The sequence below is a fragment of the Niveispirillum fermenti genome (genome assembly GCF_052474395.1).
On sequence record NZ_CP156681.1, the window covers coordinates 290193 to 302443 of the forward strand.

Here is a 12251-nt window from a genome sequence, read left to right on the forward strand (position 1 = left end):
AAAATAGTATCAGTTCACGCGCGAACCGACGCCCAGCAGGCCGCGATTCTCCAGCAGCGCATCGACCTTCGGCGCGCGGCCGCGGAACGCGACATAGGCATCCATCGGATCCACCGCACCGCCGGCGCTGTAGATGTTCTCGTACAACTTCTGGGCCAGCTTCGGATCGAAGATGTTCCCCGCCTCCTTGAAGGCGTTGAAGCCGTCGGCGTCCAGCACCTCGGCCCACATATAGCTGTAATAGCCGGCCGAATAGCCGTCGCCGGAGAAGATATGGCTGAAATGCGGGCTGCGGTGGCGCATGACGATTTCCTTCGGCATGCCCAGCTTGTCCAGCGTTTCCCGCTCGAACGTGTCCGGGTTCAGCCCCTTGGCATCGGTCAGGCTGTGATAGGCCAGGTCAACCAGCGCCGAGGAGGTATAGGACACGGTCGCGAAACCCTGATTGAAGGTCTGCGTGGCCAGGATCTTGTCCAGCAACTCCTTCGGGATGGGCTCGCCCGTCTTGTAATGGACGGCGAAGCGCTGCAGCACCTCCGGCTGGGAAATCCAGTGTTCCAGGATCTGGCTCGGGAACTCCACGAAATCGCGCAGGACCGAGGTGCCGGAGAACATCGGATAGGTCACATTCGACAGCATGCCGTGCAGGCCGTGGCCGAATTCATGGAACAGGGTCGTCGCATCGTCGAAGGACAGCAGCGTCGGCTCCCCTTCCGCCGCCTTGGCAAAGTTGTTGTTGTTGATCACCACGGGCGTGACGGTGCCCGACAGCCTTTCCTGATCGCGGAAGGACGACATCCAGGCGCCGCTGCGCTTGGACGGGCGGGCGAAATTGTCGCTGTAGAACACGGCGACATGCTGGCCCTTGCGGTCCTTGACCTCGTACACCCGGACATCGGGATGGTAACGCGGCGCGTCCTTCATCTCGGTGAAGGTGACGCCGAACAGCTGGGTGGCCGTGTAGAAGACGGCCTCCATCATCTTGTCGAGCTGGAAGTAGGGCTTGATCTGCTCCTCATCCAGGTCGTACTTCGCCTTGCGGACCTTCTCCGCGTAATAATACCAGTCCCACGGCTCGATCGTGATGTTCTGGCCTTCCGCAGCGGCCAGCTTCTGCATCTCGTCGCGTTCCTCCGCGGCGCGAATCTTGGCCGGTTCCCAGACCTGCAGCAGCAGGTCGCTGACGGCCTGCGGGGTCTTGGCCATCGTGTCGGCCAGCTTGTATTCGGCGAAGGTCTTGTAGCCCAGCAGGTTCGCGCGCTCGATACGGAGTTGCACGATCTCCGTGATGATGGCGTTGTTGTCGTGCTCGTCGCCATTGTCGCCGCGGGCGATCCAGGCCTTCCACGCCTGCTCGCGCAGGGGCCGGTTGGCGGAGAAGGTCAGGAACGGCTCGATCGAGGAGCGCGACAGGGTGACGACATACTTGCCGTCATCGCCGCGATCCTTGGCGGCCTGGGCCGCGGCAGCCACGAAGAAGTCGGGCAGGCCGACCAGTTCGTCCTTGCTGGACAGGACCAGCTTGTATTCCTTCTCGTCGGCCAGGACGTTCTGGGAAAACTGCGTGGACAGCACGGCCAGGCGCTGCAGGACGGCGGCCATCCGCTCGCGGTCCTGGCCTTCCAACTGGGCGCCCGCGCGCACGAAATCCAGGTGGTAGCGTTCCAGCACCCGGCGCTGTTCGGCGGTGACCTTCAGCTTCTCGCGCTGGGCGTACAGCGTGTCGATGCGCTTGAACAGGGCCGCATTCAGGTTGATGGCGTTGCTGTGGTCGGCCAGCAGCGGCGCCATGTCGCGCTGAAGCGCCTGCAGCTCGTCATTCGTGTTGGAGGCGGTCAGGTTGAAGAACACCCGCGACACATCGCCCAGCAACCGGCCGCTTTTTTCCAAAGCATCGATGGTGTTGGCGAAGGTGGGGGCCTGCCGGTTGTCGGTGATGGCCTTGATCTCGGCCAGATGGTCGGCCATCCCCTTGTCGAAGGCGGGCCGGAAATGCGCGGGCTTGATCGCGTCGAACGGCGGCACGCCGAACGGGGTCTTCCATTCCTGGAAGAAGGGATTCTCGCTGGTCACCTTGGTCTCCGCCTGCGCCACCTGCACCGGGGCGTCCGCCGCCATCACGGTCATGGGGGCGACAGCGCCCACCATGGCCAGGATCAGGGCCGAGGCCCCGTTCTTCAACACCGTCTTCACCACATGTCCCCATTTTTGCCAGGGTTCGTCCGAAACTACATGGGTCCGATATGGCGTGTGCCAAGACAAGGGGCGAAACAGTTCTGTTACAATATCCGCACCGTCGCTAATAAGTCCCGGTGATCGCAACCGATCACCGGTCTCTGGTATAAGCTGCCAGCCGACCCGAAGGACCGTCCGCCCCACCCTGCCGGAGTCATGATGCACGACAACGCCCATTCTGTTCCCCGCCTGGCCGACCTGGACATGAAGGGGCACCGCTTCGCCGAGAAAGCCGCCTATCAGAAGGAACTGGCGGCGTTGCAGGAGAAAATCCTGCATGTGCAGCAGGCCTACTGGCATGCCAAGCGGCGGGCCATCATCGTGTTCGAGGGGTGGGACGCCGCGGGCAAGGGGGGCGCCATCCGCCGCCTGACCGAGAACCTGGACCCGCGCGGCGCGCATGTCTGGCCCATCGCGGCCCCCACGGCGGCCGAACAGGGCCGGCATTACCTATGGCGCTTCTGGCAGCGCCTGCCCGAACCGGGAACCTTCGCCATCTTCGACCGCTCCTGGTACGGGCGCGTCCTGGTGGAGCGGGTCGAAGGCTTTGCCAAGCCCCATGAATGGCGCCGCGCCTATGACGAGATCAACGAGTTCGAGCGGCTGCTGAGCGATGACGGGGTGCGGATCGTCAAGCTGTTCCTGCATGTCAGCGAGGCCGAGCAGCTTGAACGGTTCAGGGAACGGCTCGGCAATCCCTACAAGCGCTGGAAGCTGACGGCGGAGGATTTGCGCAACCGCGACCGGCGGGCCGACTATGAACAGGCCATCGATGACATGTTCACCCATACCAGCACGGGCATCGCCCCCTGGGTGGCCATCCCCGCCGATGCCAAATGGTATGCCAGGGTGGCCGTGCTGCGGCATGTGGTGGAGGTGTTGTCACAAGGCATCGACATCACTCCGCCTCCGCTGGACCCGGCCGTGAAGGCGGCGGCGGAAAAGCTGTTGCGGAAGTGACGCCTCACCCCGCGCTCAGGACCGTTTCTGGGGGGTGGCGTCGGCGGCACGGCGCGTCTTCTGCCAGGCATCCAGGGTGCGGCGCAGGTTGGCCGCCGCCTCGCGCTGCAAGGCGGTGCGGTCCGCCGCATCGCTGTTGAAGGCGCCTTCCAGCTCCTCCTGCTCCGCCAGGCAGGCCTCATAGGAAAGCAGGGCGTCACGGTCCTTGTCGATCCGGTCGGCCTCGCCGATGGCAATGCCGCCATCGATCTTCGGAAGCGTGCAGGGCCCGGCCAGCACAGGCGTTGCCGCCAGCGAAAAGGCGAACAGCAGCAGGGCGGGGGCGGATCGACGACAGGGCATGAGAAACCAGCCTGGTTGCATGCGGCCAAAAGGCCGAGCACCTGAGACTCGCACGAAACAACCCTGACCGACAGGGGTACAAAAGGCTAGGTCGCGGAAGCTTTACAACCGATCAGCGAAGGAACAGGCCAGCGCCACCGGCGCATCGGACACCGGGGGCCGCACATAGGAGTGCCCATCGGGGGGGGATCAATCGGGAACGATGAGGGGATGCCGCAGCATCGCGCTCAGGCAGGCGCCGTCCCTGCGGCACGCAGGACAAGGGCCAGACCGGCGGCCGTGGCCTCCGCCGTCCGGGGGATGATCTCCATCCGGCCAGCCGCCGCGCGCAGGGTCGCGGCGTCGGCCGGACCCGGCAGGTCGGCCAGCACCACGTCCCAGGCGTTCGGCGCCTGCCGCAAGGCCTGGGCAGCCTTGGCAACGCTGGTCACCAGCGTCACCTCGCAGCCATAGCCGTCCAGTTCCAGCACCAGCGGATCGGCATCGGCGGCGGTCGATACCATCAGCACCCGCACCGCCGCCGCCCGGCTGCTGGACGGAATGCGCTCGGCCAGGGTCATGGCCTGACGGCCGGCCTGCAGGATGCGGGTGGCGAATTCGCGCGACGGGCCTTCCGGCAGGTCGGCTTCCAGGAAGGTGGCGAAGCCCAGCAGGGCGTTCAGCGCATTGACCAGATCATGGCGCAGCCCGCGCGGCAGACCGTTGGCATCCAGCGGCGGGGATACGGCCGGTGCAGCGGGGGCGCGGTCGTCAGCGGGCAAGGCCAAGCTCCACGGCGCGCATGGCGGCCTGGGTGCGGTTCTTGGCACCCAGCTTGCGGCAAAGGCCACGGATATGCAGCTTGACGGTCACCTCTTCCAGGTCCAGCGCGCGGGCGATCTCCTTGTTGGACTGGCCCTTCAGCAGGAAGTCCAGCACCTCCCGCTCGCGTCGGGTGAAGGTACTGTTCAGCGCGTTGCTGTCGGCCATGGCGCTTTCCGGCAGATTGTCCGGCATGAACACCTCGCCGCCCGCCATGCGCTGCACGGCCTGCAGAAGCACCGAACCGGGCAGCGTCTTGGGCAGGAAGCCGATGGCGCCATGGGCCATGGCCAGGCGGATATCCTCGTTCTTGGCCTCGCCCGACATCAGGGCGATCTTCAGGGACGGATAGCGCTCCCGCAGTCGGACCAGACCGTTCAGGCCGTTCATCCCCGGCATCCGCAGGTCCAGCAGCAGGATATCGAACGGCTGCCCGTCATCCAGCACCTTCAGCGCTTCGCTGACCGTGCCCACCCCCTGGACAAAAGTGCCCGGCGCTTCCCGTTCGAAATGGGAACGCAGGGCGTCGCGTAAGAGATCGTGGTCGTCGGCGATCAGCAGGCGCATGGTCTTGTTGCCCAAAAAGTAAGCCATTTAAACGCTATATTACAGCAACAGGCGATTGCGCATAGTCTCCCGTTGCCATGAGGCGCACTTATCCGGCGGGAACAGGTGGTGATCCGGCTGCGACAGGGTGGAACAGGGCTTACCCACTCTTTTGCTTTGACTTGCACAGGCTGCTGGGCTATCGATGACCACGGTAGAAGGTTAAGGCCGGATACGGGGCGCCCCAACGCGCCTGCAGGGTCCGGGCACCGGGCAGGTGTCAGGGCGAATCGCCGGACGGCAGTCCATCTTGGATGGCCATTCGACGCGGCTGTCACCTGGGTATGCCTGTCCGGCATGCTCACACCTCCCCATCCCCTTCTTGATCCCCTCCTTGCAAGTTCGTGCAGACCCTGTGCCACCGGCTACCAGAGCGATTCTCCAAGCGGCCTCCAGGGCCGTGATCCTGCCGCAATCCGGATGCATGCCCGATCCGGCTGCACGCCATGGGACACATCCCACGGGTATCCCCCGTTTCCCCCTCCCCGCAACCGGCCTTCCGGCCGACCGAAGCCAGATCCGATGAATCTCCAGGAACTCAAGGCCAAGACCCCCGCAGAGCTGCTCGCCTTCGCCGAGGAGCTGCAGATCGAGAATGCCGGCACGCTGCGCAAGCAGGACATGATGTTCGCCATTCTGAAGCAGCTTGCCGACAATGATGTGCCGATCTATGGCGAAGGGGTGCTGGAGGTGCTGCCCGATGGGTTCGGCTTCCTGCGCAGCCCGGAAGCCAACTATCTGCCGGGCCCCGACGACATCTATATCTCGCCTTCGCAGGTCAAGCGCTTCGGCCTGCGCACCGGGGATACGGTGGAAGGCCAGATCCGGGCGCCCAAGGACGGGGAGCGGTACTTCGCCCTGCTGAAGGTCAATTCCATCAATTTCGACCACCCGGACAAGGTGCGCCACCGCATCAACTTCGACAACCTGACCCCGCTCTACCCGGACGAGCGGCTGAAGCTGGAGGTCGAGGTCGATAATTCCGGCAAGGGCCGCAAGGACATGACGACCCGCGTCATCGACCTTGTCGCTCCCCTGGGCAAGGGACAGCGCGCCCTGATCGTGGCGCCGCCGCGCACCGGCAAGACGGTGATGCTGCAGAACATCGCCCATTCCATCGCCACCAACCATCCGGAAGTCTATCTGATCGTCCTGCTGATCGATGAGCGTCCGGAAGAAGTAACCGACATGGCCCGCTCGGTCCGGGGCGAGGTCGTATCCTCCACCTTCGACGAGCCGGCCACCCGCCACGTGCAGGTGACGGAGATGGTGCTGGAAAAGGCCAAGCGCCTGGTGGAGCATAAGCGTGACGTGGTCATCCTGCTGGACAGCATCACCCGCCTGGGCCGCGCCTACAACACCGTCGTCCCCTCGTCGGGCAAGGTGCTGACGGGTGGTGTCGATGCCAACGCCCTGCAGCGCCCCAAGCGCTTCTTTGGTGCCGCCCGCAATATCGAGGAAGGTGGGTCGCTGACCATCATCGCCACCGCGCTGATCGATACCGGCAGCCGCATGGACGAGGTGATCTTCGAAGAGTTCAAGGGCACGGGCAACAGCGAAATCGTCCTGGACCGCAAGCTGTCCGACAAGCGCATCTTCCCGTCGCTGGACATCCAGAAGTCCGGCACCCGCAAGGAGGATCTGCTGGTCGATCGCGGGGCGCTGGCCAAGATGTGGATCCTGCGCCGCATCCTGAACCCGATGGGTCCGCAGGACGCCGTCGAATTCCTTGTCGACAAGCTGAAACAGTCCAAGACCAACAACGATTTCTTCGACAGCATGAACCAGTGACCGGAGCCGCCCCCCTCATGCCGTCACCAGCCGGGGTGAGGGGTGTGCCCCGCCCCCCGCGATCACCGGTTCCCCCGATGGAAGGCCGCGGCGGATATCCGCCGCGGCCTTTTTTCATAGGCATTTCATAGACCGCGTGACCTGCATCACGGCACCCGGCCACGCAAAGGTATAGGGTCCGTCAAATCGGTCATGAGAGCATTGTATTGTCATGGAACAAGCGCATGATCATCCCGTTGCCTCGTGGAACCGCTGACGCTGGCCGCAGGGCCCGGACAGGAGGACACAAATGGATATTTTCGATACGACCTTGCCGCTGAACCCCGATCTTCTTGGGGAAGCAAGCCTGAATGATCTGCTGGCCGATCCCATCGCGCGGCTGCTGATGGACCGTGACGGCGTCGCCGCCGACGATGTGCATCGGCTGATGCGCGTGACGGCCGGGCGCATGGCCAGCAACGATTGCGGCCGGCCCGCCTTCGTGACGACGGCCGCCTGATTGAACTGACGTTCCCGCCGTGCCATATGCAACCGGCAGTCCTTTTTTGCCGGAGGGGGCGAATGCCCGACAGCCTGAACCAAGCCGAACTGGGTGAATTGCCCACCTGGGACCTGTCCGACCTGTATGCCGGACCCAACAGTCCCGCATTGAAGACCGACCTGGACCAGGCGGAAGCCGACGCCGTCGCCTTCTCCCGCCGCTACCAGGGCAAGCTGCCCGGCCTGACAGGGGCCGAAATGGCCCGGGCCATCGCCGACTATGAACGGCTGGACGAGGTCCTTTCCAAGGTGATGAGCTATGCCGGCCTGCTCTATGCCGGCAACATGGCCGATCCGGCCATCGGCCGCTTCTATCAGGGCATGAGCGAGCGGGTGACCGCCATCTCCGTCCACCTGCTGTTCTTCACGCTGGAGATCAACCGGCTGGAGGACAAGGATATACAAGCCAAGTTGAAGGACAGGGCGCTGGCCGCCTATATGCCCTTCCTGCGCGACACCCGTCTGTTCCGGCCGCACCAGCTTTCCGACGAGGCCGAACGGCTGCTCCATGAAAAGCATGTGGCCGGCCGCGCCGCCTGGACCCGCCTGTTCGACGAGCATCTGGCCGACCTGCGCTTCAATGTGCGGGGGGAGAACCTGACCTCCGCCCAGGCGCTGAACCTGCTGTCATCCACCGATGCCTCGCTGCGCAAGGATGCAGCGCTCGCGCTGGGCGACGTGCTGGCAAAGAACCAGCGCACCTTCGCCCACATCATGAACACCCTGATCAAGGACAAGGAGATCGAGGATCGCTGGCGCCACTACCCCTATCCCTGGTCGGCCCGCAACCTGGCCAATCAGGTGGAGGACGAGGTGGTGGACGCGCTGCTGTCATCGGTCCGCCTTGCCTATCCGCGCCTGTCCCACCGCTATTACAGCCTGAAGGCCAAATGGTTCAAACAGGACAAGCTGGATTACTGGGACCGCAACGCCCCGCTGCCCGGCGATGACGACCGCAAGATACCATGGTCGGATGCCAAGGAGATCGTGCGCGGCGCCTATGCCCGCTTCAGCCCGGCCATGGCCGAGATCGGGCAGAAATTCTTCGACAATCCCTGGATCGATGTCCCGCCGCGCCCGGGCAAGAACCCCGGTGCCTTTGCGCATCCGGTGGTGCCCTCGGCCCATCCCTATCTGCTGCTGAACTATATGGGCCGCACGCGCGACGTGATGACCCTGGCGCATGAGCTGGGCCATGGCGTGCATCAGTATCTGTGCCGGGCCCAGGGCCATCTCCAGGCATCCACCCCGCTGACGCTGGCCGAAACCGCGTCCGTCTTCGGGGAAATGCTGACCTTCCGCAGCCTGCTGGACGCCACCACCGACAAGGCCAAGCGCAAGGCGCTGCTGGCCGGCAAGGTGGAGGATATGATCAACACGGTGATCCGGCAGATCGCATTCTACCAGTTCGAACGGACCCTGCATACCGAGCGGCGGGAAGGCGAACTGTCAGCCGAGCGGATCGCCGACATCTGGATGCAGGTGCAGACCGAAAGCCTGGGCCCCGCCTTCCAGTTCGAGGACAGTTATCGGCCCTATTGGGCCTATATCGGGCATTTCGTCCATTCACCCTTCTATGTCTATGCCTATGCCTTCGGCGATTGCCTGGTGAACAGCCTGTACGCCGCCTATCAGGAAGCCGCGGTCCAGGGCCAGGGAGAAGCGTTTGCCGCCAAATATATGGAAATGCTGTCCGCGGCCGGCACCCTGCATCATGGCGATCTGCTGGCCCCGTTCGGATTGAACCTGAAGGACCCGTCCTTCTGGAACAAGGGACTGGGCCTTCTGGACAGCTTCATCACGGAACTGGAAGGGCTGTGATCCGGCCTGGCAGGTGGCGCTGACCGGGGGCGATGCCCGCCGGTGGGGGGAAGCCTATTCGGCCTCCCCCTGCTTGGCCCAGCTATAGCCCGTGCCGGGATCATTGATGATGGCATCGAACCCATCATCAATGTCCCGAAACTTCTTGCGGATACGCTTGATGAAGGCCCGCACGTTGGCACGGTAACCTGACGCCCCCTTGCCCGCCATGAAGCCCGGCCCGTGGACCAGATCGTACAGGTCGCGATAGGTGACGCCCGTACCGGGCCGCTGCGCCATCAGGCGCACCATCTTGCATTCCGTCATGGTCAGGGGCACAGGCCGCCCCCGCCATTGCACACGGCCGGTATCCAGCCGCAAATCCAGGTCACCCCGCACCATATGCTGCGCGGGTGCCGCCATACCATTGGCGTGGGGGGCGGCCATGAGTGTGCTGCCAGTCAACATGGGAATAAGCTCCGCTGTTACGTCGCAGTTGATAAACAGGGAACGCAGCGGGGATGGCACATGGGCGGCTGAAAAATGGCGAGCCTGGGACAAACGTCCCACCAATCCATTTGCATCAGGATATCGTCCAGCAGGGGTATGCCCACCGGATGGGCCCACGGGGCCGATACCGGTCGGCACAGGGGGGGGCCGAAACGAAAGACGGCGGGCCATCCGCTTGTCACGGACAGACCCGCCGTTTCTTCGATAGCCTCTCGGCCTCAGCCGGATGGGCACAAGCCATGTTTAAACCGCGCGGAGGCGGGGGCTTTGCCGCGAATGATCCGGCCGATTGTCCGGCCACCCGTCATCGGGGCAGGTCGGTCATGGCGGGGATTGGTCCCGATTGCCCCGCCAGTGAATTAAGCCTGCACCCATCCCGCCACCCGATCAACGTCCAATGCCGAATGGTGCAGGGCGAAAGCTGCCCGCTCAGGTCATGGCTGCGGGAAGCCAGCATTGAAGCCGGATTTCCTCTCCAATCTTTGCTTGGCAGGCCCATGGCTTCCACGCTACTGCATGTCTCCCGTGTCGCAGGGGGGGTGGGCCGGCGCTTGACTATCGTGCCCGGTCGGATCACTTAATCGGGACCAGATTGGTCCTGTATTGAGAAAGGTTCGCAAAAGCCCATGCTGCGGCTCAGCAAGATGACGGATTATGCCGTGGTCGTCCTGACCACGCTGGCGCATGCCGACGGCGCGCTGCACACGGCGAATTCGCTGGCCGACCGCACGGGCCTGCCCATGCCGACGGTGCAGAAGCTGTTGAAGCTGCTGGCCCGTGGCGACCTGCTGCAATCGCACCGCGGCGCGATGGGTGGCTACAGCCTGTCGCGCACGCCCGACCGCATCAATGTCGTGCATATCATCGAAGCGATCGAGGGGCCCATCGCCCTGACCGATTGCGTGGATGGCGGCAGCGGGTCATGCGGTGTGCAGAGCCTGTGCTCGCGCAAGGGCCATTGGGAAAAGGTGAACGGCGCCGTGCGCCGGGCGCTGGAGGATGTGACGCTGGCCGACATGGCCACGCCCAACCTGTTCGATTTCGACCAGCCGCCGCCGGCCCGCCGCGCGGCGCTGGCCGGTTGAACGGCGTCGGGTTGAAGGTTGATAGGGAGCGACGGACATGGCCGCCACTGAACAGACGATCGAACAGGTCAAGAGCCTGGCGGAGGGGAAGTACAAGTACGGCTTCTTCACCGACATCGAATCCGAAACGGCGCCCAAGGGCCTGTCGGAGGATATCGTCCGCTTCATCTCCGCCAAGAAGGGGGAGCCGGAATGGCTGCTGGAATGGCGGCTGAAGGCCTATCGCCACTGGCTGACCATGGAAGAGCCGGACTGGGCCAAGCTGCATTACCCGCCGATCGACTATCAGGACAGCTATTACTATTCCGCACCCAAGACGACGGCCGGCCCGAAGTCGCTGGACGAGGTCGATCCGGAACTGCTGAAGACCTATGAGAAGCTGGGCATCCCGCTGAAGGAACAGGCCATCCTGGCCGGCGTGGAGGGTGCTGGCGACAGCCCGTCCATCGCGGTCGACGCCGTGTTCGACAGCGTGTCGGTGGCCACCACCTTCAAGAAGAAGCTGGAGGAGAAGGGCATCGTCTTCTGTTCCATCAGCGAGGCGGTGAAGACCCATCCCGATCTGGTGCGCCAGTATCTGGGCACCGTCGTGCCCTATTCCGACAATTACTTCGCGACCCTGAACTGTGCCGTCTTTACCGATGGCAGCTTCGTCTATATCCCCAAGGGCGTGCGCTGCCCGATGGAACTGTCCACGTATTTCCGCATCAATGCGAAGAATACCGGCCAGTTCGAGCGCACCCTGATCATCGCCGATGAAGGGTCCTACGTCTCCTATCTGGAGGGCTGCACCGCCCCGCAGCGCGACGAGAACCAGTTGCATGCCGCCGTGGTGGAACTGGTGGCGCTGGATGACGCCACCATCAAATACTCGACCGTCCAGAACTGGTATCCGGGCGATGAGAACGGCAAGGGCGGCATCTATAATTTCGTGACCAAGCGGGCCGCCTGCCGCGGCCGGAACAGCAAGGTGAGCTGGACGCAGGTGGAAACCGGGTCGGCCATCACCTGGAAATACCCGAGCTGCATCCTGCAGGGCGACAATTCGGTGGGCGAGTTCTATTCCGTCGCCATCACAAACAACATGCAGCAGGCCGATACCGGCACGAAGATGATCCATATCGGGAAGAACACCCGATCGACCATCATCTCCAAGGGCATCTCCGCCGGCCGCGCCCAGAACACCTATCGCGGCCTTGTCCGCATCCTGCCCCGGGCCGAAAACGCCCGCAACTTCACCCAGTGCGACAGCCTGCTGATCGGTGACAAGTGCGGGGCGCACACCGTGCCCTACATCGAAAGCCGCAACCGCACGGCGCGGGTGGAGCATGAGGCGACGACGGCCAAGATCAGCGAAGACCAGCTTTTCTACTGCCGCCAGCGCGGCCTGGGGGAAGAGGATGCGGTCGGCCTGATCGTGAACGGCTTCTGCAAGGAAGTGCTGAAGGAACTGCCCATGGAATTCGCGGTGGAAGCCCAGAAGCTGGTGGCGATCAGCCTGGAGGGAAGCGTGGGGTGATGAACGCCCCCGCCCACTCTCACTACCGTCATTCCCGCGAAAGCGGGAATCCAGTGTGAGGC

At 63.9% G+C, this 12251-nt stretch carries 11 protein-coding genes; 6 read left to right on the forward strand and 5 right to left on the reverse strand.

Annotation, left to right across the window (positions count from 1 at the left end):
- Positions 1-9: 9 nt before the first annotated feature.
- On the reverse strand, positions 10-2193 hold the full coding sequence (locus tag ABC728_RS12795; protein WP_416618033.1) for a M3 family metallopeptidase: 2184 nt from the start codon (positions 2191-2193) through the stop codon (positions 10-12).
- 198 nt (positions 2194-2391) lie between these two features.
- Between ABC728_RS12795 and ABC728_RS12800 the strand changes: the two genes are divergently transcribed.
- Complete coding sequence (locus tag ABC728_RS12800) at positions 2392-3195, forward strand: polyphosphate kinase 2 family protein (RefSeq protein WP_416618032.1); 804 nt, start codon at positions 2392-2394, stop codon at positions 3193-3195.
- Positions 3196-3210: 15 nt separating this feature from the next.
- On the opposite strand, the gene ABC728_RS12805 is transcribed toward ABC728_RS12800, so the two are convergent.
- The 3 genes from ABC728_RS12805 to ABC728_RS12815 all read right to left on the reverse strand — a co-directional run bounded on the left by ABC728_RS12805 (position 3211) and on the right by ABC728_RS12815 (position 4932).
- Positions 3211-3537, reverse strand: coding sequence for a hypothetical protein (locus ABC728_RS12805; protein WP_416618031.1), 327 nt, complete (start codon positions 3535-3537; stop codon positions 3211-3213).
- 227 nt (positions 3538-3764) lie between these two features.
- Positions 3765-4298, reverse strand: a complete 534-nt coding sequence (locus ABC728_RS12810; protein ID WP_416618030.1) for a hypothetical protein — start codon at positions 4296-4298, stop codon at positions 3765-3767.
- Positions 4288-4932: a response regulator gene (locus ABC728_RS12815; RefSeq protein WP_416618028.1), complete on the reverse strand. Its 645-nt coding sequence runs from the start codon at positions 4930-4932 to the stop codon at positions 4288-4290. Before ABC728_RS12815 ends, ABC728_RS12810 begins: the two co-directional genes overlap by 11 nt.
- A 534-nt stretch (positions 4933-5466) precedes the next feature.
- Between ABC728_RS12815 and rho the strand changes: the two genes are divergently transcribed.
- The 3 genes from rho to ABC728_RS12830 all read left to right on the forward strand — a co-directional run bounded on the left by rho (position 5467) and on the right by ABC728_RS12830 (position 9096).
- Positions 5467-6735 (forward strand): transcription termination factor Rho, encoded by a 1269-nt coding sequence (gene rho / locus ABC728_RS12820; RefSeq protein WP_416618027.1) that lies wholly within the window; start codon positions 5467-5469, stop codon positions 6733-6735.
- Positions 6736-7024: 289 nt separating this feature from the next.
- Positions 7025-7234 carry a hypothetical protein gene (locus tag ABC728_RS12825; RefSeq protein ID WP_416618026.1) on the forward strand — a complete coding sequence of 70 codons (210 nt, stop codon included), beginning with the start codon at positions 7025-7027 and terminating at the stop codon, positions 7232-7234.
- Positions 7235-7296: 62 nt separating this feature from the next.
- Positions 7297-9096 (forward strand): M3 family oligoendopeptidase, encoded by a 1800-nt coding sequence (locus ABC728_RS12830; RefSeq protein WP_416618025.1) that lies wholly within the window; start codon positions 7297-7299, stop codon positions 9094-9096.
- A gap of 54 nt (positions 9097-9150) precedes the next feature.
- Here the strand turns inward: ABC728_RS12830 and ABC728_RS12835 are convergent, their stop codons facing one another.
- Positions 9151-9543: a helix-turn-helix domain-containing protein gene (locus tag ABC728_RS12835; protein WP_416618024.1), complete on the reverse strand. Its 393-nt coding sequence runs from the start codon at positions 9541-9543 to the stop codon at positions 9151-9153.
- Positions 9544-10211: 668 nt separating this feature from the next.
- On the opposite strand from ABC728_RS12835, the gene ABC728_RS12840 reads away from it, so the two are divergent.
- Both ABC728_RS12840 and sufB read left to right on the forward strand, forming a co-directional pair.
- Positions 10212-10670, forward strand: a complete 459-nt coding sequence (locus ABC728_RS12840; protein ID WP_416618023.1) for an SUF system Fe-S cluster assembly regulator — start codon at positions 10212-10214, stop codon at positions 10668-10670.
- 37 nt (positions 10671-10707) lie between these two features.
- Complete coding sequence (gene sufB / locus ABC728_RS12845) at positions 10708-12189, forward strand: Fe-S cluster assembly protein SufB (protein WP_416618022.1); 1482 nt, start codon at positions 10708-10710, stop codon at positions 12187-12189.
- The last annotated feature ends 62 nt before the right edge of the window (positions 12190-12251 follow it).